At 72.0% G+C, this 21,600-nt stretch carries 20 protein-coding genes and 1 pseudogene; 13 read left to right on the forward strand and 8 right to left on the reverse strand.

The features are described from left to right. Positions 1-10: 10 nt before the first annotated feature. Positions 11-1,807: pseudogene (locus tag ABZ854_RS31350) on the reverse strand (AMP-dependent synthetase/ligase). Positions 1,808-2,104: 297 nt separating this feature from the next. Between ABZ854_RS31350 and ABZ854_RS31355 the strand changes: the two are divergent. The 6 genes from ABZ854_RS31355 (at position 2,105) to ABZ854_RS31380 (ending at position 7,442) form a co-directional block, all read left to right on the forward strand. Then, a complete protein-coding gene (locus tag ABZ854_RS31355; protein ID WP_361217609.1) occupies positions 2,105-2,902 on the forward strand; it encodes a metallophosphoesterase in 798 nt (265 codons plus the stop codon). 124 nt (positions 2,903-3,026) lie between these two features. Continuing rightward, positions 3,027-3,467, forward strand: a complete 441-nt coding sequence (locus tag ABZ854_RS31360; protein WP_361217612.1) for an SRPBCC family protein — start codon at positions 3,027-3,029, stop codon at positions 3,465-3,467. A gap of 292 nt (positions 3,468-3,759) precedes the next feature. Beyond that, entirely contained in the window at positions 3,760-4,950 is a 1,191-nt protein-coding gene (locus tag ABZ854_RS31365) for an ArsA-related P-loop ATPase (RefSeq protein WP_361217614.1), read from the forward strand. A 57-nt stretch (positions 4,951-5,007) separates the two neighbouring features. Continuing rightward, positions 5,008-5,508 carry a DUF5304 domain-containing protein gene (locus ABZ854_RS31370; protein WP_361217617.1) on the forward strand — a complete coding sequence of 167 codons (501 nt, stop codon included), beginning with the start codon at positions 5,008-5,010 and terminating at the stop codon, positions 5,506-5,508. Between the two features lie 66 nt (positions 5,509-5,574). Next, a complete protein-coding gene (locus ABZ854_RS31375) occupies positions 5,575-6,528 on the forward strand; it encodes an ROK family glucokinase (protein ID WP_129309576.1) in 954 nt (317 codons plus the stop codon). Between the two features lie 170 nt (positions 6,529-6,698). After that, on the forward strand, positions 6,699-7,442 hold the full coding sequence (locus tag ABZ854_RS31380) for an endonuclease/exonuclease/phosphatase family protein (protein WP_361217621.1): 744 nt from the start codon (positions 6,699-6,701) through the stop codon (positions 7,440-7,442). Between the two features lie 36 nt (positions 7,443-7,478). Here ABZ854_RS31380 and ABZ854_RS31385 read toward each other — a convergent pair whose 3' ends face one another. Together ABZ854_RS31385 and ABZ854_RS31390 are read right to left on the reverse strand one after the other, a co-directional pair. Then, a complete protein-coding gene (locus tag ABZ854_RS31385; RefSeq protein ID WP_361217624.1) occupies positions 7,479-8,066 on the reverse strand; it encodes a hypothetical protein in 588 nt (195 codons plus the stop codon). Next, positions 8,059-8,838, reverse strand: coding sequence for an alpha/beta fold hydrolase (locus ABZ854_RS31390; protein WP_361217627.1), 780 nt, complete (start codon positions 8,836-8,838; stop codon positions 8,059-8,061). The genes ABZ854_RS31385 and ABZ854_RS31390 overlap by 8 nt, the downstream gene beginning before the upstream one ends. 172 nt (positions 8,839-9,010) lie before the next feature. On the opposite strand from ABZ854_RS31390, the gene ABZ854_RS31395 reads away from it, so the two are divergent. The 4 genes from ABZ854_RS31395 to ABZ854_RS31410 all read left to right on the forward strand — a co-directional run bounded on the left by ABZ854_RS31395 (position 9,011) and on the right by ABZ854_RS31410 (position 12,861). Next, complete coding sequence (locus tag ABZ854_RS31395) at positions 9,011-9,778, forward strand: lysophospholipid acyltransferase family protein (RefSeq protein ID WP_361217630.1); 768 nt, start codon at positions 9,011-9,013, stop codon at positions 9,776-9,778. Between the two features lie 38 nt (positions 9,779-9,816). Beyond that, complete coding sequence (locus ABZ854_RS31400) at positions 9,817-11,037, forward strand: DUF5931 domain-containing protein (RefSeq protein ID WP_361217633.1); 1,221 nt, start codon at positions 9,817-9,819, stop codon at positions 11,035-11,037. Beyond that, positions 11,034-11,711, forward strand: coding sequence for a response regulator transcription factor (locus ABZ854_RS31405; protein WP_361217636.1), 678 nt, complete (start codon positions 11,034-11,036; stop codon positions 11,709-11,711). Before ABZ854_RS31400 ends, ABZ854_RS31405 begins: the two co-directional genes overlap by 4 nt. Before the next feature lie 121 nt (positions 11,712-11,832). Then, a complete protein-coding gene (locus ABZ854_RS31410; RefSeq protein ID WP_361217639.1) occupies positions 11,833-12,861 on the forward strand; it encodes a 6-phosphofructokinase in 1,029 nt (342 codons plus the stop codon). A 261-nt stretch (positions 12,862-13,122) separates the two neighbouring features. Here ABZ854_RS31410 and ABZ854_RS31415 read toward each other — a convergent pair whose 3' ends face one another. Together ABZ854_RS31415 and ABZ854_RS31420 are read right to left on the reverse strand one after the other, a co-directional pair. After that, the gene (locus ABZ854_RS31415) at positions 13,123-14,982 is read right to left on the reverse strand and encodes an anthranilate synthase family protein (RefSeq protein ID WP_361217642.1); all 1,860 of its coding nucleotides are present in this window, start codon (positions 14,980-14,982) and stop codon (positions 13,123-13,125) included. A 97-nt stretch (positions 14,983-15,079) separates the two neighbouring features. After that, positions 15,080-15,136 carry a trp operon leader peptide gene (locus ABZ854_RS31420; RefSeq protein WP_356552233.1) on the reverse strand — a complete coding sequence of 19 codons (57 nt, stop codon included), beginning with the start codon at positions 15,134-15,136 and terminating at the stop codon, positions 15,080-15,082. A gap of 105 nt (positions 15,137-15,241) precedes the next feature. Here ABZ854_RS31420 and ABZ854_RS31425 point away from each other — a divergent pair, with 105 nt between their 5' ends. Both ABZ854_RS31425 and ABZ854_RS31430 read left to right on the forward strand, forming a co-directional pair. After that, on the forward strand, positions 15,242-16,594 hold the full coding sequence (locus ABZ854_RS31425; RefSeq protein WP_361217645.1) for a class II 3-deoxy-7-phosphoheptulonate synthase: 1,353 nt from the start codon (positions 15,242-15,244) through the stop codon (positions 16,592-16,594). Between the two features lie 137 nt (positions 16,595-16,731). Then, positions 16,732-16,956 carry a (2Fe-2S)-binding protein gene (locus ABZ854_RS31430; protein ID WP_361217648.1) on the forward strand — a complete coding sequence of 75 codons (225 nt, stop codon included), beginning with the start codon at positions 16,732-16,734 and terminating at the stop codon, positions 16,954-16,956. Between the two features lie 79 nt (positions 16,957-17,035). Here ABZ854_RS31430 and bfr read toward each other — a convergent pair whose 3' ends face one another. Next, positions 17,036-17,515: a bacterioferritin gene (bfr, locus tag ABZ854_RS31435; protein WP_129309588.1), complete on the reverse strand. Its 480-nt coding sequence runs from the start codon at positions 17,513-17,515 to the stop codon at positions 17,036-17,038. A gap of 175 nt (positions 17,516-17,690) precedes the next feature. Between bfr and ABZ854_RS31440 the strand changes: the two genes are divergently transcribed. Continuing rightward, positions 17,691-18,323 carry a sulfite oxidase-like oxidoreductase gene (locus ABZ854_RS31440; RefSeq protein ID WP_361217651.1) on the forward strand — a complete coding sequence of 211 codons (633 nt, stop codon included), beginning with the start codon at positions 17,691-17,693 and terminating at the stop codon, positions 18,321-18,323. Positions 18,324-18,347: 24 nt separating this feature from the next. Here ABZ854_RS31440 and ABZ854_RS31445 read toward each other — a convergent pair whose 3' ends face one another. Then, positions 18,348-19,226 carry a deoxyribonuclease IV gene (locus tag ABZ854_RS31445; protein ID WP_361217654.1) on the reverse strand — a complete coding sequence of 293 codons (879 nt, stop codon included), beginning with the start codon at positions 19,224-19,226 and terminating at the stop codon, positions 18,348-18,350. A gap of 57 nt (positions 19,227-19,283) precedes the next feature. Further along, positions 19,284-21,206: a Stk1 family PASTA domain-containing Ser/Thr kinase gene (gene pknB / locus ABZ854_RS31450; RefSeq protein ID WP_361217657.1), complete on the reverse strand. Its 1,923-nt coding sequence runs from the start codon at positions 21,204-21,206 to the stop codon at positions 19,284-19,286. Positions 21,207-21,600 lie beyond the last annotated feature (394 nt).

The following is a 21,600-nucleotide window of genomic DNA, read 5'->3' on the forward strand; positions in this document are numbered from 1 at the left end:
GGCGGGCGTACTACTTCTGGTAGATCGCCTCGATCTCGTCCGCGTAGTCCTTCGCCACCACGTTCCGCTTCAGCTTCAGCGACGGGGTGAGGTGGCCCGACTCCTCCGTGAACTGGGAGGACAGAATGCGGAACTTCCGCACCGATTCCGCCTTCGACACCGCGGCGTTGCCGTCGTCGACCGCCGCCTGGATCGCCGCGTGCAGATCCGGGTCCTCGCGCAGCGACGCCGCGGTGGAACCCGCCGGCTTGCCGTGTTCGGCGGCCCACCGGCCGAGGAACTCGTCGTCGATGGTGACCAGTGCGCCCACGAACGGCCGCCCGTCGCCCACCACCATGCACTCCGCGACCAGCGCGTGCGCGCGGATGCGGTCCTCTATCACCGCCGGCGCCACGTTCTTGCCGCCCGCGGTGACGATGATCTCCTTCTTGCGGCCGGTGATCCTGAGGTAGCCGTCCTCGTCCAGCGTGCCGATGTCACCGGTGTGGAACCAGCCGTCGGCCAGCGCCTCCGCCGTCGCGCCCGGGTTGTTCCAGTACTCCTTGAACAGGTGCTCGCCGTGCAGCAGCACCTCGCCGTCGTCCGCTATCCGCACCACGGAGCCGGGCAGCGGCTGGCCGACCGTGCCGATCTTCTGCCGGTCCCACGGGTTGAACGCGGTCGCCGCGCAGGACTCGGTCAGGCCGTATCCCTCCAGCACCGTGAAGCCGATGCCGCGGAAGAAGTGACCGAGCCGCTCGCCCAGCGGGGCGCCGCCGGAGATGGCGTACTCGCCCCGGCCGCCCAGCACCGCCCGCAGCTTGCTGTAGACCAGCTTGTCGAACACCTTGTGCTTGATCTTCAGGCCCAGCGGCGGGCCCGAGGGGGTGTCCAGCGCCTTGCTGTAGGCGATCGCGGTGTCCGACGCCTTGTCGAAGACCGCGCCCTTGCCGTCGGCCTGCGCCTTGGCGCGCGCCGAGTTGTACACCTTCTCGAAGACGCGCGGGACGCCCAGGATCAGCGTCGGCCGGAACGCGGCCAGCTCGTCGGTGAGGTTCTTGATGTCCGGGACACAGCCCAGCTTGATCGGCGCCATCATCGGCGCGACCTGCACCAGCCGCCCGAAGACGTGCGCGAGCGGCAGGAACAGCAGGACCGAGCACTCGCCGGTGCGGAACAGCGGGCGCAGCCGCTCCACGACGTTTCCACACTCGGCGAAGAAGCTGCGGTGGGTGAGCACGCATCCCTTGGGGCGGCCCGTCGTCCCGCTCGTGTAGACGATCGTCGCCGGATCGTCGGCACGGGCGAGCGAGCTGCGCTCCTACACGGTCGCGTCCGCGACGCCCTGCCCCAGCCGGCCCAGCTCCTCGACGCCGCCGCCGTCGATCTGCCAGACGTGCTTGAGCGCGGGCAGCGTCTCGCGGACCGAGTCCACGGCGGCCGCGTGCGCGTCCGTCTCCACGACGCAGGCGGTCGCGCCCGAGTCGGCCAGGATCCACTGCACCTGCTCCGGCGAGCTGGTCTCGTACACCGGCACGGTGATCGCGCCCGCGCTCCAGATCGCGAAGTCCAGCAGCGTCCACTCGTAGCGCGTGCGCGACATCAGGCCGACCCGGTCGCCCGGCTGCACGCCGGCCGCGATCAGGCCCCTGGCGGCGGTGTGCACCTCGGCGAGGAACTGCCGGGCCGTGACGTCCTGCCAGGTCCCGCCCACCTTGCGGGCGATGACGGCCACGTCGGGATGCTGCGCGGCGTTTCTGCGGACGATGTCGGTCAGATTGCCGTCCGCAGGGACCTCGTACAAAGCCGGAAGGCTGAACTCGCGCAAGACTGCTGCTCCTCATCGGGCGCCGGCGCCACGACATTGTGCGATGCGACGGTGCGGTCCATGGCTCGGGGAGGTGCTCCCGGATTCACATGTCCCTTCACATGTTGAAATCGCGAGCACGACTGGACTGCCCGGACGTTACCCGCCGGTATGGCCGCTGCGACAGGGGGTCCCGGCGAGATGTTCCATGCGTCACACGGGATGGCGTTCCATCGCCGACAGTAGTCCACGGCGAAACGGACCGGCGAGTAACCGGGCGGGCCGCCCGCCGGTGTTCACGGCATATCCTTCATGACCATGGCACTCACACCCACCGGCCACCGCGGAACCCGCGTCCACGTGGTCAGCGACGTGCACGGCAACGCCCGCGACCTGGCTCGCGCCGGCGAGGGCGCGGACGCCCTGATCTGCCTGGGTGACCTGGTGCTCTTCCTGGACTACGCCGACCACTCGCGCGGGATCTTCCCCGACCTGTTCGGCACGGAGAACGCCGACCGCATCGTCGCGCTGCGCACCGCCCGCCGCTTCGAGGAGGCGCGCGCCTTCGGCGCCCGGCTGTGGGCCGGCGTCGGCACCGACCGGGAGAGCCTGATCGAGAAGGCGGTGCGCCGGCAGTACGCCGAGCTGTTCGCCGCGTTCCCCACCCCGACGTACGCCACCTACGGCAACGTCGACATGCCTCCCCTCTGGCAGGAGTACGCCGGCCCCGGCACCACCGTCCTGGACGGCCAGCGGGTGGAGATCGGCGGCTGGACCTTCGGCTTCGTCGGCGGGGGACTGCGCACGCCGATGCGGACGCCGTACGAGATCGGCGACGAGGAGTACGCGGCGAAGATCGAGGCGGTCGGCGAGGTGGACGTGCTGTGCACGCACATCCCGCCGGAGGTGCCCGAGCTGGTCTACGACACCGTCGCGCGCCGTTTCGAGCGGGGCAGCCGGGCGCTGCTCGACGCGATCCGCCGCACCAGGCCGCGCTACTCGCTGTTCGGGCACGTGCACCAGCCGCTGGCGCGGCGCATGCGGATCGGGGCCACCGAGTGCGTGAACGTGGGGCACTTCGCCGGGACCGGAACGCCCTGGGCGCTGGAATGGTGAGGGGGGTCCGGCAGACGGGGTGAAGGCGGCGGTTCGGGCACGCGATAGCCTTCACGCTGCACAGACGTGCGCACTCGGCGCACGGCGACTTCTTTACCGGCCCGCATCTGGAGGAGCCACGGCGATGGCGGAACACACCAGTTCGAGCATCACGATCGAGGCGGCCCCGGCCGATGTCATGGCGGTGATCGCCGACTTCGCGCGATACCCGGACTGGACCGGTGAGGTGAAGGAGGCGGAGGTGCTGGCGTCCGACGAGCGGGGGCGGGCCGAGCAGGTCCGGCTCGTCATGGACGCGGGGGCGATCAAGGACGACCAGACGCTGGCGTACACCTGGACCGGTGAGGACGAGGTGTCCTGGACGCTGGTGAAGTCCCAGATGCTGCGGTCCCTCGACGGGTCGTACTCGCTGGCCGCCGCGGGTGCCGGTTCGACCGAGGTCACCTACCGGCTGACCGTCGACGTCAAGATTCCGATGCTCGGCATGATCAAGCGCAAGGCGGAGAAGGTCATTATCGACCGGGCTCTGGCGGGCCTGAAGAAGAGGGTCGAGTCGGGGCAGTAGTTTTCTGCCCACCCACCCGCCCCTTCGCCGAGCCGAGAAGCCCGGCCGCGCCGTACCCCGACCGCCACGCGACCGCGGGCCCGTCGTGGCCGCTCGCGCAGTTCCCCGCGCCCCTTCGGGGCGCTGCAGTGCCGTTCGCCGCCAAGGCGCCCTAGCCGGCTGCGGGCATGCGTGCCGCTAGGGGCGGCACGGGTGGGCGCAGCGGCACCTTGCAACGCCGGGCAGGCGGTCCCACCCCGCTCGGCTGTAGCGGGCGGCGCTGGACAACCGCCCTCGGTTACCGTTCACCCTCATGCGCACCATCCTCATCACGGGCCCCGGCGGCAGTGGCCGTACCACGGTCGCCGCCGCCACCGCGCTGAGCGCCGCCCGCGAGGGCACCCGTACCCTCCTGCTCAGCGCCGACCGCACCGACACCCCGGGCGCGGCACTCGGCGCGGCCACGGGGCCGACCCCGAGCGGCGTCACCGAGAACCTCACCGCCTGGCGACCCGACGCCACCGACCGGTTCCGGCAGGACCTCACCGCCTTCCAGACCCGCGCCGCGAACGTCCTCGACCTCCTCGGCGCGTCCCGCCTGGACGCCGAGGAAGTCACCCCGCTGCCCGGCGCCGAGGAACTCTCCTTCCTGCGGGCCCTGCGTGACGCCGCCCTCTCCGAGCGCTACGACCTCCTCGTCGTCGACCTCCCACCCCTCCCGCAGGCCCTCGCCCTCCTCGCCCTCCCCGAGGAACTGCGCCGTTACCTGCGCCGCCTCCTCCCGCCCGAGCGCCAGGCGGCCCGCGCCCTGCGCCCGGTCCTCGGCCGGCTGGCCGGCGTGCCCATGCCCGCCGAGTGGCTGTACGAGACGGCGGCCCGCTGGGACGTCGAACTGGCCGCCGTCCAGGCCGTCCTCACCGACCGGTACACCGCCGTACGCCTCGTCGCCGAACCCGGCCCGGCCGGGGCCGACGCCGTCCGCACCGCCGCCCTCGGCCTCGCCCTGCGCGCCCTGCCCACCGAGTCCCTGATCGCCAACCGCGCCCTCCCCGAGACCGCCGACGGCCCCTGGCTCTCCGGACTCCTCGCCCAGCAGCGCAAGACGCTCGCCGAATGGCAGGACACCCCCGACACCCGGCGGCCGTACGACGTCCACACCGTCCCCCACCTGGGCCGCGACCCCCGCGGCCGCGACGACCTCGCCGCCCTCGCCGTCCCCGGCGTCAACCCCGCGCCCGCCCCGGTCGAGTGGCCCGTCACCGATCGGATCGCCGAGGACGGGGTGCTCGTCTGGCACCTGCCGCTGCCCGGCGCGATACGGGACGAGCTGGACCTCATCCGGCGCGGCGACGAACTGGTGCTCTCCGCCGGGCCCTTCCGCCGTATCGTTCCGCTGCCCTCCGCGCTGCGCCGCTGCACCGTCGCCGGGGCCGCGCTGCGGGACGGCGAGCTGCGCATCCGGTTCGCGCCGGATCCCGGTCTGTGGCCGGCCGCGGGACGGTGAACGGCGTACGCCCATTCGGGTAACGTCGTAGAGGCGAACCGTAGTCAGGAGTCCGCCATGAGCGAAGAGCGCACCCCGTCCGACCCCGCGCCCGAGGCCGAGCCGCCGCGGGCGACGGACGCCGACGCCTGGGCCACCGCCTGCGCCGAGGACCTCGCCGCCGAGAAGACCCGCCGCCGCGCCGAGCACGGCCCGAAGCCCGGCGCCGCCGCCGACGAACTGCGCCGCCTCGTGGACACCGTGGCCGACAAGCTGTCCGCCCTGCAGTCCCCGCTGCTCGGAGCGGTCGCCGGACCCGCCGCCCAGCAGGTGGTGCGCCAGGTCGTCCAGCAGGCCAAGGCCGCCGTCGAACCCGTCATCGAACGCAACCCGGACGTCTTCGACCACCTCGCCGCGGCCGGCACCGAACTGCTCGCCGCCTACCGCTCCGCCGTCCAGGCCCAGGAGCACCGCTGGACCTCCCGCGCGGCCGGCCCCGAGGACGAGTGGACCGAGCGCCGCGACGGCCGCGACGACGGCGAGGGCGACGGCCCCGGCGAGCGCATCGATCTGGACTGAAACCCTTCCACGGCAGGGCCTCGGGTACGGTGGCGGTAGCGGGGCTCGACCGAAACTGAGGGATTCATGGGACTCACCATCGGCGTCGACATCGGCGGCACGAAGATCGCGGCCGGCGTGGTCGACGAGGAAGGCAACATCCTCTCGACCTTCAAGGTGCCGACCCCCACCACGCCCGAGGCCATCGTGGACGCCATCGCCTCGGCGGTGGCGGGCGCGCGTGCGGGGCACGAGATCGTCGGCGTGGGCATCGGTGCGGCCGGCTACGTGAACCGGCAGCGTTCCACCGTCTACTTCGCGCCCAACATCGACTGGCGCCAGGAGCCGCTCAAGGAGAAGGTCGAGGCCCGCGTGGGTCTCCCGGTCGTCGTCGAGAACGACGCGAACGCGGCCGCCTGGGGCGAGTACAAGTTCGGCGCGGGCAAGGGCCACCGCAACGTCATCTGCATCACCCTCGGCACCGGCCTCGGCGGCGGCATCATCATCGGCAACAAGCTGCGCCGCGGACACTTCGGCGTGGCCGCCGAGTTCGGCCACATCCGCATGGTCCCGGACGGCCTGCTGTGCGGCTGCGGCTCCCAGGGCTGCTGGGAGCAGTACGCCTCCGGCCGCGCCCTCGTCCGCTACGCCAAGCAGCGCGCCAACGCCACCCCCGAGCGGGCCGAGGTGCTGCTCTCGCTGGGCGACGGCAGCCCCGAGGGCATCGAGGGCAAGCACATCTCCATGGCCGCCCGCCAGGGCGACCCGGTCGCCGTCGACTCCTACCGCGAGCTGGCCCGCTGGGCGGGCGCCGGTCTCGCCGACCTCGCCTCCCTCTTCGATCCGTCCGCCTTCATCGTCGGCGGCGGCCTCTCCGACGAGGGCGACCTCGTCCTCGACCCGATCCGCAAGTCCTACAAGCGCTGGCTGGTCGGCGGCAACTGGCGCCCCGTCGCCGACGTCATCGCCGCCCGCCTCGGCAACAAGGCCGGCCTGGTAGGAGCAGCAGACCTGGCCCGAGAACCCGACCCGATCATGTAGCCCCCACCATCTCCACCAGGGCTCAGGGCCGCGACAGGCGGACCTCGTGTTCCGACCCCGGTCAAGGGCATCAACCTCAGGGGCGCGGGGAACTGCGCGAATGGCCACGACGCACCGTCAGCCGCGCACGCACCCCGCGCCCCCGCCCCCGTGGGCGTACATTGATCCACATGGAGCTCCCCAACTCCCGCACGGGTACAGACGGTTCACCCACCCTCCGCGTCCTCACGTACAACATCCGCTCACTGCGGGACGACACCGACGCCCTGGCCAGGATCATCACCGCCTGCGCCCCCGACCTGGTCCTCCTCCAGGAGGCCCCCCGCTTCTTCCGCTGGCGCAAGAAGCTGGCCGCCCTCGCCGCGGCCTCCGGCCAGGTCATCCTCACCGGCGGTGCCACAGCGGCCGGCCCCGCCATCCTGTGCAGCCTGCGCGCCACCGTCGAACGCACGGAGGACGTCCTCCTCCCGCGCACCTCCGGCCTGCCCCGCCGCGGCTTCGCCACAGCGGTCGTCCGCTTCGGCGCCGCCCGCCTCGGCGTCCTCAGCTGCCACCTCAGCCTCCAGCAGGCCGAGCGCCACGACCAGGCGGGCCTGCTCCTCGACCGGCTGGCCGGAATGGGCGTGGAGCACGCCGTCGCGGGCGGCGACCTCAACGAGCGCCCGGACGGCCCTTGCTTCCGCCGGCTCGCCGCGGACCTCCAGGACTGCCGTGCCACCGCCCCCTGGGGCGGCGAGCACACCTTCACCCCGGCCGACCCCCGACGCCGTATCGACGCGCTCTTCGCCACCAAGGGCATCGAGGTCCTCGGCTGCGGCGTCCCCCACGGCCTGCCCGGTATCACCGAAGCGGACTTGAGGGCGGCCACGGACCACCTCCCGGTCCTGGCCGCCCTCAGAATCCCCACTGCCTGAAACCCGGCGCCTGAAAACGCGGCGGCAGCGCCCCGCTCAGACCACCGCTCCGCGCCCGGGGTCGTCGTCCCCGTCCTCGTCCGTCCGCATCCGCGCCACCAGCGTGGCGAACCCGCCCAGGAACCCGCCGATGCTCAGCGTCGCCAGCCACCACGTCATGTCCCAGCCGAGCAGCACGGCCAGGAGCAGCAGGACGGGGCCGCCGATGACACCCAGCCACGCGAACCGGGCCGTCGTGTCGGCGGACGGCAGCGGCGGCGGCTCGGGCGGCTCGAAGTGCCCCTCGTCGTCCTCGTCGAAGTCGTCGTCGGAAGGCTCTGCGACGCTGTAGTCGCGCGGACCGCCGACGCCCGGCGCGAACGACACCGAGCTGCCCAGCGGCCGGGCGGCCCGTTCGTCGGGACTGCCCGCGTCCCCCTCGGAGCCACCCGAGCCCTCCGGGACCTCGGAGTTCATCTCGGGCAGCGCGAGATCCTCCACCGACTTGAACGGCTTCGAGCCCGGCGGGTCCGGCGGCTCGTCTCCGTACCCCGCGACGATGGCCCGCCACACGGCGTCCTCGTCGAAGGGCACCCCCTGCTCGTCCGGCTCGCGATCCTCGCGGTCGGACCCGTGCTCAGCCAACTGCCGCCGTCCCTTCCTTGCCGACACCGGGTGCGAGCCGGCCGATGAAGGCGAGGCTCTCCTCGAAGATCCGGTCCGCGTCATGGTCCAACGTCGCCACGTGGTAGCTCTGTTCCAGCACCCGCTCCGTGACGTCCGTCGACGACACCCGGCTGAGGATCCGGGCCGAGTCCGCCGTCGGCACCACATGGTCCCGCGCGCTGCGCACCAGCAGCAACGGCTGCGTCACCTGGGGCAGCTCGCGGTCCAGGCCGCGCAGGAACACCCGCAGGGAGTGCGCGCAGTGCAGCGGCACCCTGGCGTAGCCCAGCTCGGCCGCGCCGGGCCGGGCGATGTCGCTCGCGATGCCCTTAGTCGTCCGGACGAGATGCCGGGCCACCGGAAGGGCGTACGCCGACAGGCCGTGCACCCGGTTCGCCGGGTTGACGACGACGATCCCGGTGACCGCGTCCCCGTGCCGGGACGCCAGCCGCAGCGCCAGCGCCCCGCCCATCGACAGGCCCGCCACGAACACCCGCGAGCAGCGCTCGGCGAGCAGGCGCAGCTCGCGGTCCACCTCCGCGTACCAGTCCTGCCAGCCGGTGACCTGCATGTCCTCCCAGCGGGTGCCGTGGCCGGGCAGCAGCGGCAGCGACACGGTCAGGCCGTGCGCCGCGTGGTGCTCCGCCCAGGGGCGCAGCGACTGGGGCGAGCCGGTGAAGCCGTGACAGAGGAGGACACCCACCTCCCCGCCCTCGTGGCGGTACGGCTCGGCTCCGGGGAGAACCGGCACCTTAGGGGCTCCTGTTCCTGGTCAGGGCCGCTTCCGTGGCCGGAAGAGGCGTGCAGAACGGGCGGATGTGCTTCACGGTACGCGACCGCACTGACACCGACCAGGGTCGTCGGGCCCATCGGTGGTGCCGCGGGTTAAGGTCTGAACGACGGAAACGGGAGGCACGCGGGTGATGTACGGCGCGATGAAGGTCGCCATCGGAGGGCCGCTGAAGGTCGCCTTCAGGCCCTGGGTGGAGGGCCTGGAGAACATTCCGGCCGAGGGTGCCGCCATCCTGGCGAGCAATCACCTGTCCTTCTCGGACTCCTTCTTCCTGCCGGCCGTGCTCGACCGCAAGGTCACCTTCATCGCGAAGGCCGAGTACTTCACCACCCCGGGGGTGAAGGGCCGGCTCACCGCCGCGTTCTTCAAGGGCGTCGGCCAGCTCCCGGTGGACCGCTCCGGGGCGCGCGGCGCCGGCGAGGCGGCAGTGCGCAGCGGCATAGAGGTCCTGGAGCGCGGGGAGCTGTTCGGGATCTACCCGGAGGGCACCCGTTCGCCCGACGGCCGGCTGTACCGGGGCAAGCCCGGCGGCCTCGCGCGCGTCGCGCTCGCCACCGGCGCGCCCGTGATCCCCGTCGCCATGATCGACACCGAGAAGATCCAGCCGCCCGGCCAGGTGATGCCGAAGCTGATGCGCCCGGGCATCCGGATCGGCAAGCCGCTGGACTTCAGCCGCTACCAGGGCATGGAGCACGACCGGTTCGTACTGCGGGCGGTGACCGACGAGGTCATGTACGAGATCATGAAGCTGTCCGGCCAGGAGTACGTCGACATGTACGCGACCGCCGCGAAGCGGCAGATCGCGGAGGCGGCGAAGGCGGCGAAGGCCGCCGAGAAGGCCAAGGAGACCAAGGAGGGCGACGAGCCCGGGAGGACGGACGAGGAACCGGCCACCTGAAGGCCGGGGCCGGGCGGGGAGCCGAGGGGGGATCAGCCGTGCCCAAGCGCGAGCGTGTCATGCGGATGTCGGTCGAGCTGCCGCTGTGGCGCGCGCTCACCGGCTACCGCGTGCTGACGATGCTGTACGCCATCGGCCTGTGCGCCACCGCCTACAACCACTTCACGCGCCCCTGGGTCGCCGTCGCCTACTACGCCGTCCTGTTCGTGTGGACGCTTGCCACCCTGCCCAGGGTGGCGAACGCGGCCGCCTGCACCAAGCGGTTCCTCGCGGCCGACCTGACCGTCGCCGTCGTGGGCATCCTGCTCACCCCGCTCGCCGACAACCACGAGCGGATCGCGGGCGGCGGCCCGACCCTGCCGTCGATATGGACCGCCGGCGCGGTGCTCGCCTTCGCCCTCAAGGGCGGCTGGCGGTGGGCCGCCGTCGCCTCCACGGCCGTCGCCGTCGCGAACCTCGTCGAACGCGGCACCCCGGCCCGGGACACCGTGCACAACGTGATCCTCGTCTGGGTCGCCTCCATCGCCATCGGCTACGTCGTCGAGGTGGCCCGGGCCTCCGAGCGCACCCTCGCACGCGCCCTGGAGATCGAGGCCGCAACCAGGGAGCGGGAGCGGCTGGCCCGGGACATCCATGACGGCGTGCTCCAGGTGCTGGCCATGGTGCAGCGGCGCGGCGCGGTCCTCGGCGGCGAGGCGGCGGAACTCGGACGCATGGCGGGGGAGCAGGAGGTCGCGCTGCGCACCCTGGTCTCCGGCGGCCTCGTACCGGTCTCCCGGGTGTCGGAGGACGCCGCCGCCGGAGCCGTCGTCCGGATGGTCGACGAACCCGAGGACGGCGAGGTCGACCTGCGCACCCTCCTCGCCCGGCACGCCGGCTCCCGGGTCAGCCTCGCCGAACCCGGCGCCCCGGTCCCGCTGCCCCCGGCGGCGGCACGGGAGCTGGCCGCGGCGGTCGGCGCGGCCCTGGACAACGTGCGCCGGCACGCGGGAGAGGACGCCCGCGCCTGGATCCTCGTCGAGGACGAGCCCGACGAGATCGTCGTGACCGTACGGGACGACGGGCCCGGCATCCCCGAGGGCCGGCTCGCCCAGGCCGAGGGGGAGGGCCGGCTCGGCGTGGCCCAGTCCATCCGGGGCCGGCTGCGCGACCTGGGCGGCACCGCCGAGCTGATCTCGGTCCCCGGGCAGGGCACGGAAGTCGAACTGAAGGTACCCAAGGGCGCCGACCGGGCGCGGGGGAAGGCGGAGAAGCGATGAGCGAGCAGCGGGACCCGATCAAGGTCATGGTGGTGGACGACCACCCCATGTGGCGCGACGCGGTCGCCCGGGACCTGGGCGAGTCCGGCTTCGAGGTGGTCGCCACCGCCGGCGACGGCGAGCAGGCGGTGCGCCGCGCGAAGGCCGCCGCGCCCGACGTCCTCGTGCTGGACCTCAACCTGCCCGCGAAGCCGGGCGTCCAGGTGTGCAAGGAACTCGTCGCCCACAACCCCGCCCTGCGCGTCCTCGTGCTGTCCGCGAGCGGTGAGCACGCCGACGTGCTGGAGGCGGTGAAGTCCGGCGCGACCGGCTACCTGCTGAAGTCCGCCTCCACCGAGGACCTGCTGGACGCGGTGCGCCGTACCGCCGTCGGCGACCCGGTGTTCACGCCCGGCCTCGCCGGGCTGGTCCTCGGCGAGTACCGGCGCCTGGCCTCCGAACCCGCGCCCGCACCGGACGCGGGCGAGCCGGGCGCGCCCCGGCTCACGGACCGGGAGACGGAGGTGTTGCGGCTGGTCGCCAAGGGCCTGAGCTACAAGCAGATCGCCGAGCGCCTCGTCATCTCCCACCGCACGGTCCAGAACCACGTGCAGAACACCCTGGGCAAGCTCCAGTTGCACAACAGGGTCGAACTGGTGAGGTACGCGATAGAACGCGGGCTTGACGAGGAGTAAAGCGAACTTCCCGCCGTTCACCGGAATTGCCCTACCCGCCTCTCACGGTGTGACGCGAATCACCATTAGCGTGACTGTCCGTCAGCCTGTCCTCAGGCAACCGAGGCGAAGGGACATTTCCATGCGGGTCGGAGTACTGACCGGAGGCGGCGACTGCCCCGGGCTCAACGCCGTCATCCGGGGCATCGTCCGCAAGGGCGTGCAGGAGTACGGCTACGACTTCGTCGGCTTCCGGGACGGCTGGCGCGGCCCCCTCGAAGGGGACAGCGTCCGCCTCGACATCCCCGCGGTGCGCGGCATCCTGCCCCGCGGCGGCACCATCCTCGGCTCCTCGCGCACCAATCCGCTGAAGACGGAGAACGGCATCCGCCGGATCAAGGAGAACCTCGCCAAGCTGGAGGTCGAGGCGCTCGTCGCGATCGGCGGCGAGGACACGCTGGGGGTGGCCGCGCGGCTGTCCGACGAGTACGGGGTGCCGTGCGTCGGCGTGCCGAAGACCATCGACAACGATCTGTCGGCCACGGACTACACCTTCGGTTTCGACACCGCCGTCGGTATCGCGACCGAGGCCATCGACCGGCTGCACACCACCGCGGAATCCCATATGCGGGTGCTGGTCTGCGAGGTGATGGGCCGGCACGCCGGCTGGATCGCCCTCCACTCCGGGCTGGCCGGGGGCGCCAACGTCATCCTCATCCCCGAGCAGCGGTTCGACCTCGACCAGGTGTGTGCGTGGATCACCTCCCGGTTCAGGGCGTCGTACGCCCCGATCGTCGTCGTCGCCGAGGGGGCGATGCCGAGGGACGGGGAGGTGGTGCTGAAGGACGGGTCGCTGGACTCCTTCGGGCATGTGCGGTTGTCCGGGATCGGGGAGTGGCTGGCCAAGGAGATCGAGAAGCGGACCGGCAAGGAGGCGCGGACGACCGTCCTCGGGCACATCCAGCGGGGTGGCACCCCGAGCGCCTTCGACCGGTGGCTCGCCACGCGGTTCGGGCTGCACGCCATCGACTGCGTCCGTGACGGCGACTTCGGCAGGATGGTCGCTCTGCGGGGGACGGAGATCGTCCGCGTCCCCATCTCCGAGGCCACAGCCAAACTGAAAACGGTCGACCCCGCCCTGTACGCCGAGGTAGGAGTCTTCTTCGGCTGACCCCCAGCGGTCTCGCCCCCGCCGCCCCTACCCTTCCCGCCCCGGGGGCTCCGCCCCCTGCCCCCCCATCGCGCAGTTCCCCGCGCCCCTGAAGGCCCACGGCGAACGGCGCGACCCCCCACTCACCGGCAGGTCCCCACCCGCCCCCACCCCCAGGGGCGCGGGGAACGGCGCGGAGGGTGCTGGGTGGGGCGCGCGTTCGGGGTTGAAGGGGCGGTGCCCCCTTGGAGGGATGGGAAGGGGCGGCGGGGGCGAGGGACCCTAGGGGCGTACCGGTCGCGCGGCGGAGATCAGGTCGCGGAGGATCCCGGGACCGTTCAGGGTGAGGATCGACTCGGGGTGGAACTGCACCCCGGCGAACCCCGGCCCCCGCAGAGCATGCACCTCACCGTCCGAGCCGACGCTCACCTCCACCCCCCGGGCGGCCAACGCCCGCGAGGCGTCCTCGCCACACCGTGCCGTGAAGCTGTTGTAGAAGCCGACCGTCTCCGCCCGCCCGAACAGGTCGATCACCGTCTGCGCCCCCTGATACGGCACGGACTTGCGGACGACGTCCAACCCCAGTTCCGCCGCGATCAGCTCATGCCCCAGGCACACCCCGAGCACCCCACCCCCGTGCTCCCGCAGCACAGCCGAGGTCAGCTCCCGCAGGAACCGCATCTTCGGGTCGCCCAGGTCCGACGGGTCACCCGGCCCGGGACCCAGCACCACCGGCCCGCCGTGCGCGAGCACCGCCTCCCGCAGCCCCGGCTCGTCGTAGCGCCGGACGCTCACCTCCAGCCCGCCCGAGCGCAGCACATGCGCGAGCATCGCCGTGAACGTGTCCTCGGCGTCCACCACGAACGCGTGCCCGGCGGCGGGCTCAGCGGCCCGCTCCCGCATCCGCAGCCAGAACGGCGCCAGCGCCGCCCTGCGCCCGTCCAGCGCGGCCCGCACCCGGGGATCGTCGGCCAGCCGGCTGCGCCGTAGCTCCTCGCACGGCCGGGACGGACGTACCCCCAGGGCGGCCAGGACGCCCGCCGCCTTCGCGTGGGTCTCGGCCACCTCGCCCGCCGGATCCGACCCGCGCACCAGCGTCGCGCCGACCGGCACCCGCAGCCGCCCGTCGGCCGAGATGTCGGCGGTGCGGATCAGGATGGGGGAGTCCAGCGTCTGCGCGCCCCCGGCGTCCCGGCCGAGCAGTGCCAGCGCGCCCGCGTAGTAACCACGCCCACCCACCTCGTGCCGCTCGATCACCCGGCACGCGTTCTGCACGGGCGACCCGGTGACCGTCGCCGCGAACATGGTCTCCCGCAGCACCTCCCGCACGTCCAGGGAGGACCTGCCGCGCAGCTCGTACTCGGTGTGCGCGAGGTGCGCCATCTCCTTGAGTCGCGGGCCGACGACCACCCCGCCCATGTCGCCGACGGTGCACATCATCTTCAGTTCCTCGTCGACCACCATCGACAGCTCCTCGATCTCCTTGCCGTCGGCGAGGAAGTCCAGGAGGTGCTCGGGCGTCGGCCCCCCGTCGGGATAGCGGTACGTCCCGCTGATCGGGTTCATCACCACCGTGCCGCCGGACACGCGGACGTGGACCTCGGGGCTGGCCCCCACCAGCGTCCGCTCGGGCGTGTGCACGACGAACGTCCAGTACGCGCCCCGCTCCCCCTCCAGCAGCCGCCGGAACAGTGCCAGCGCGTCCGCCCGCCCGAACCCGGGGATCTCACCCTCGTACGTCCGCCGGATCACGAAGTTGGCGCCCTCGCCCCGGCCGATCTCCTCCCGCAGCACCCGCCCCACGATCTCGCCGTACTCCTCGTCGCCGACGTCGAAACCGCCACCGTCGACCCGTACCGCGTGCCCCGGCAACTGCCCCAGCGCGTCGGCGAGCGGAATCTCGTACGACTCCTCGGGAGTGAGCACCAGCAGCGGCGTGCCGTCGTCGCGGACGTCGAAGCCGCGCTCGTGGATCTGCCGGAACGGGACGAGCGCCAGCCCCTCGTCGGGCAGGTCGGCCAGCCGGTCGCGGGGCGTGACGGGGCCGAGCAGCACCTCCACCGTCCGCTCGTCCCGGCCGGGAGTACGGCGGCGGAGCAGGGCGAAGGGGCGGGGATCGTCCAGCAGGCGTGTCAGGTCCATGGTTCCTCTTGACGTCGAGTCGAGTGAGAGGAACGGCCCCGGAAACGCCGAAGGCCGCCCCTCGGGGCGGCCTTCGCGAAGTCGTACGTACGCGCAGTCAGTGGGCCGCCGAAGGAGCGGTCCACCACCAGTTGCGGGTCGAGTGCGCGAACATGCCGGGAACCCTACCCCACGACCCGGCCGTCCACGGGGCAATCACCGCGTCTCACGTTTCGAGCAGGGGAAAAATGCGGCGACACGACCCCGTAGTGTTGTTGAGGTGACCGTGAACGCTAAGACCAGCCAGAGCGCTGGCAACACCTGGCGAGACCTGCCCGCGGCGCAGCAGCCCGAGTACCCCGACACCGAGGCTCTGCGCGCAGTGATCGCGGACCTCGAGTCGTATCCGCCGCTCGTCTTCGCGGGCGAGTGCGACCAGCTGCGCGCCCGGATGGCGGCCGTCGCCAAGGGAGAGGCGTTCCTGCTCCAGGGCGGCGACTGCGCCGAGGCCTTCGACGCGGTGTCCGCCGACCACATCCGCAACAAGCTCAAGACGCTGCTGCAGATGGGTGCCGTCCTGACCTACGCGGCCTCCGTGCCCGTGGTGAAGGTGGGCCGGATCGCCGGCCAGTACTCCAAGCCGCGCTCCAAGCCGACCGAGACCCGCGACGGCGTGACCCTGCCGACGTACCGCGGCGACTCGGTCAACGGCTTCGACTTCACCGAGGCCTCCCGGATCCCGGACCCCGAGCGGCTGAAGCGGATGTACCACGCGTCCGCCTCCACGCTGAACCTGGTGCGCGCCTTCACCACCGGCGGCTACGCCGACCTGCGCCAGGTGCACGCCTGGAACCAGGACTTCGTGAAGTCGTCCCCGTCGGGTCAGCGCTACGAGCAGCTCGCGCGCGAGATCGACAGCGCGCTGAACTTCATGCGGGCCTGCGGCACCGACCCGGAGGAGTTCAAGACCGTCGAGTTCTACTCCTCGCACGAGGCGCTGCTGCTCGACTACGAGTCGGCCCTCACCCGGGTCGACTCCCGCACCGGCAAGCTGTACGACGTCTCCGGGCACATGGTGTGGATCGGTGAGCGCACCCGGCAGCTGGACCACGCGCACATCGAGTTCGCCTCGAAGATCCGCAACCCGATCGGCATCAAGCTCGGCCCGACGACGACGGCCGAGGAGGCGCTGCAGTACATCGAGCGCCTGGACCCCGACCGTGAGCCGGGCCGGCTGACCTTCATCGTGCGCATGGGCGCCGACAAGGTCCGCGACAAGCTGCCCGAGCTGGTCGAGAAGGTCACCGCCTCCGGCGCGACCGTGGCCTGGGTGACCGACCCGATGCACGGCAACACCTTCGAGGCGGCCTCCGGGCACAAGACCCGCCGCTTCGACGACGTCCTCGACGAGGTCAAGGGCTTCTTCGAGGTCCACAAGGAGCTGGGCACCCACCCGGGCGGCATCCACGTGGAGCTGACCGGCGACGACGTCACCGAGTGCGTGGGCGGCGGCGACGAGATCTTCGTCGACGACCTGCACCAGCGCTATGAGACGGCCTGTGACCCGCGCCTGAACCGCAGCCAGTCCCTGGACCTGGCGTTCCTGGTCGCGGAGATGTACCGGGACCAGTGATGATCTGGGGCGCGGATCACACCGGATCCGCGCCCCGGGCACTGTTGCGGCCCGCGGGGGGATGGGTAAGGTTAGGTTTGCCTCACCGGGAAACGGGATGGCAGTAAGAGAGTGATCCCGTCGGGAGGTGGACCCGCGTGTACGTCTGCAGTTGCTTCGGCATCACCGAGCAGCAGGTCAAGCAGCACGCGGAGGACGGTGCTTGCACCCCCCGCCAGATAGCGTCCGCCTGCAAGGCCGGCACCGACTGCGGCTCATGCGTACGCCGCATCCAGTCCCTACTCGGCCGGGGCGCCTGCCCCCGCCGAGAACTCGCGGACCAGGGCAGACCGGCGTTGACGGCACTGGACGAGGCTGCCTGAGCGCCCCGAAGGGGCGCGGGGAATTACGCGACCAGTCACGACGCGCCTGCAGTCGACGAACGGCTCTCCGGCGAAGCGCCTAACTTTCCGGCTGTTCGATCAGCTGGGCGATGTAGAGCGCCTCGCCGAGCTTCTCCACCAGCTCCAGCTGGGTGTCGAGGTAGTCGATGTGGTGCTCCTCGTCGGCGAGGATGTCCTCGAAGATGTTCGCCGACGTGATGTCGCCCTTCTCGCGCATCACCTTGATGCCCCGGCGCAGCCGGTCGATCGCCTCCACCTCGACCTGCCGGTCCGCTTCGAACATCTCCTTCACGGTCTGCCCGACCCGCACGTGGAACAGCCGCTGGTAGTTGGGCAGCCCCTCAAGGAACAGGATCCGGTCGGTCAGCACCTCCGCATGCTTCATCTCGTCGAACGACTCGTGCCGCGTGTACTTGGCGAGCTTCGTCCAGCCGAAGTTCTCCTGCATCTTCGCGTGCAGGAAGTACTGGTTGATCGCGGTCAGCTCGCCGGTGAGCTGCTCGTTGAGGAACTCGATGACCTCGGGGTCGCCCTGCATCGCAGCGGCTCCTTCCACACGGGGGACGGGGGAGGTGTGCCGCCGCATGATTGCACTGGCCGCGAAGATCGTCCAGTAAGTGCGTACTTAGTAAGTACATGCGCCCTTGGTGGGAGTTGTCCGGTTCGAGGAGTGGTGGTCAAGGGCACTGCCCGAGGTCTGTCAGGATGGATACATGGGTCGACCGGTGGAGCGTGCGTCTGGAGCAACGGCAGGGTCCGAGCTTCCGCCGGGACAGCGACTCCAGCGCGGCTGGCCGGTCACGCACTACGGGCCCGTACCGAAGTTCCGCCCCGAGCGCTGGGAGTTCCGGGTCTTCGGCGCCACCGCCGACGGTGACAAGCACACCTGGAACCACGACGAGTTCACGGCGCTGCCGTACACCACCGTCACGGCCGATCTGCACTGTGTGACGAAGTTCAGCATGGTCGGCGCGGAGTGGGGTGGCATCCCCGCCCGGACCGTCCTGGAGCTGGCCCCGCCGGCCCCCGACGCCACCCATGTGATGGTGTGGGCCGAGTACGGCTTCAGCTCCAACCTGCGCCTGTCGGACTTCGCCTCCGACCGCACGATCTTCGCCACCCACAAGGACGGCGAACTCCTCACCGCGGAGCACGGCTTCCCGGTCCGCCTGATCGTGCCGCACCTGTACGCCTGGAAGGGCCCCAAGTGGATCCGGGGCGTGGAGTACATGACCGCAGACCGCCGCGGCTTCTGGGAGGAACGCGGCTACCACAACGTCGGCGACCCGTGGAAGGAACAGCGCTACTCCTACCAGGAGGAACCGGGCGAGGGCCCGGAGCTGTGACCACCCACCGGACCGTGCGCCGGCTCAGCCGTCCCTGAGCCTCTTCAGCCGTTCCACGTCCGCCGCGTGCCCCTCCTTGCCGCCGGGCGTCTCGATGACCAGCGGCACCCCGTCGGTGGCCGGGTGCGTCATCAGGGCCCGGAAGGGGTCTTCCCCGATGTGGCCCGCGCCGATGTTCTCGTGGCGGTCCTTGTGCGCGCCGGCGACGTCCTTGGAGTCGTTGGCGTGGATCAGCTTCAGCCGGCCCTCGCCGACGGTCCCGACCAGCAGGTCGAGGGTCTGGTGCATGCCGTGCGGGCCGGTCAGGTCGTGGCCGGCGGCGAAGATGTGGCAGGTGTCGAGGCAGACCCCCAGTTTCGGGTGGGCGTCCAGGGCGTCGAAGTACGGCCCGAAGTCCCAGGTGCGCGAACACAGCGAGGCGCCCTGGCCGGCCGTCGACTCCAGCAGCAGGAACGGGTCGTCGTCGTGGGTCAGCTCGTCCAGCAGCGGCAGCATGTGCTCCCGTACCTGCTTCAGCGCCACGTCCCGGTCCCGGCCGCCGGTCGCGCTCCCGGTGTGCACGACCACGCCCAGCGCGCCGATCTCACGCCCGCGCCGCAAGGAGTGCCGCAGGGACTCCACCGACCGCTCGACCGTCGCCTCGGTGTGCGAGCCGAAGTTGATCAGATAGGGCGCGTGCACGTACGCCGGGACCTTCTCCTCGGCGCAGGCCGCGCGGAACGCCTCGTCCTGCCGGGGGTTGCCCTCGGGCGTCGCCCAGCCGCGCGGATTGGCGACGAAGACCTGCACCGTCTCGGCCTTCAGCTCACGGGCGTACGACAACCCCACGGAGTGCAGGCCGCCGGCGACCGGGACGTGACCACCGACGGGGTTACGGGGGAGGGGCGACTGAAGCGGGCTCACCCGTTCAGGGTGTCATGCCCGCACCGGCCGCCGGACCTCCGCTCCCGGTGACGCCGGTCACCGGATGGTGATCGTGATCGTCGACCCCTTGGGCGCGGTGTCGCCGCCCTCCACCGACTGCTTCTTCACGGTGTCGCCGAACAGCCCGAGCAGCCCCCGGTCCTCGTCCACCTTGAAGCCGGCGCCCTCCAGCGCCTTGTGCGCGTCGTCCACGCTGTCCCCGGTCACGTCGGGCACCTCGACCATCTCCGGGCCCTTGGACAGGGTCAGCGTCACCGTGTCGCCCTCGGCGGCCTGGCTGCCGTCCCCTGGGCTCTGCCGGGCTACCTGGCCCTTGTCGTACTCGGAGTTGACCCGGTCGGGGGCGACCTTCACCTTCAGGCCGGCGTCCGTGAGGTCCTGCCGGGCGCTGTCCAGGTCCTCGCCGGTGACGTCCGGCACGTCGACCGGGCTGCCCTTGCTCACGGTGATCGCGATGGCCGACCCGGAGTGCCGCTTGGTGCCGGCTCCCGGGGTCGTACCGATCACGGACCCCTTGTCGACGTCCTCGCTGAACTCGCGGCTGACCATGCCCGGCTCCAGCCCGTCCGCCTTCAGCCGGGCCCGCGCCTTCTCCAGCGGCTGACCCGCCACGTCCGGCACGTTCACCGTCTCCGGGCCGCGTGAGACGACCAGGGTCACCGAGTCGTTGTCCCGGATGCGGGCGCCCGGACCCGGGTCGGTCCGGATGACCTTGCCGCGGTCGACCGTGTCGCTGTACTCCCGCTTGACCTGCTTGACGTCCAGCCCCGCCGCGTGCAGCCGCTGCCTGGCCTGCGCCTCGGTCCTGGTCAGCAGCGGCGGGACCTTCGTGAACTGCCCCGAGTTGATGTACCAGACCCCGGCGCCCACGCCGAACACGACCAGTACGGCGGCGAGGACGGTCACCACCAGCCGCCGGGACCGGCCCCGCCGGCGCTCGGGGACGGGCGGCGTCGCGAGCCGGGTGGTGTGGCCGGCGCTCGCGTCACCGTCGTCGTCGTTGACGGGCAGGGGCCGGGGCACGGTCAGCGAACGCGGGATCACGCTCGTGCGGTCCTCGGCGTTGTCGTGGCCGTCGGAGAGCGCCTGCGGCGGCAGCGCGTCCAGCTGCTCGGCGCTCAGCGCCGCCCGGGTCCGCAGCACTTGGCCGAGCAGCGCCGCCGCGTCCTGCGGCCGGCCCTCGGGAGTGCGCGCGGTGGCCGACGAGACCAGCCCGTCCAGCCCGTCGGCCAGCCCCGGCACCAGGGCGGAGGGCGGCGGCACGTCCTCGTGGATGTGCTTGTAGAGGATCTGCGCGGGGGAGTCCCCGGAGTGCGGCTTGTCGCCGGTCAGCATCTCGTAGAGCACGACCCCGCACGCGTACACGTCCACACGGGGGTCGGCGGTGCCCTGCTCGATCTGCTCGGGCGCGAGGTAGGAGACGGTGCCGAGGACGGCGCCCGTGGTGCTGGTGACGGTGTCCACCGAGCGGACCAGGCCGAAGTCGGCGACCTTGACCCGCCCGTCGTCCCCTATCAGCACGTTCTCGGGCTTCATGTCCCGGTGCACGAACCCGGCCCGGTGCGCGGCGCCGAGCGCGGCCAGCACGGGCTCCAGGATGTCCAGCGCGGCCCGGGGCTGCAGCGCGCCGCGCTCGCGCAGCACGTCCCGCAGGGTGCAGCCGGCGATGTACTCCATCGCCAGGTACACGTACGACCCGTCGGTCCCCTGGTCGAAGACCTGCACCACGTTGGGATGGGCCAGCCGGGCGACCGACTTGGCCTCCCGGATGAACCGCTCCACGAACGAGCCGTCGGCCGCGAGCGTCGGATGCATCACCTTGAGCGCGAGGACCCGGTCGAGGCGGGTGTCCAGGGCCCGGTACACCGTGGCCATCCCGCCGACGGCGATCCGCGCGTCGACGCGATACCGGCCGTCGAGCACCTGCCCGACGAGGGGGTCCTGAAGGGTCGTATCCACCCCGCGAGTCTACGAGCCCCCACCGACACCACACCCCGTCCCACCACCCCCACCCCCCGACTGCAGCCGACCTGTAACGCACCCCACACACCCCCAGCCCCCTACCCCCGCCGAAGACGCCACCACACCCCCGACCCACACCCGCCGACATGAATCCGCCCGGGCCCCCTGGTGCCGCCCTCCCTCCGCCCCACCAAAGCCCGCACCCGCCGACGCCGAATGCGCCACCACACCCGCCGACCCGCACCCGCCGACGGCGAGGGCGCCCGCGGCCGCACCGCCCGGGCCCGCTTGACCCACAGTCCGCGCCCGCCGGCGGCGTATGCGCCACCGCACCCGCCGACGGCGAGGGCGCCCGCGGCCGCACCGCCGTGGACGCGCTTGACCCACAGCC

This window comes from Streptomyces sp. NPDC047028, from assembly GCF_040644095.1.
Lineage (GTDB): Bacteria > Actinomycetota > Actinomycetes > Streptomycetales > Streptomycetaceae > Streptomyces.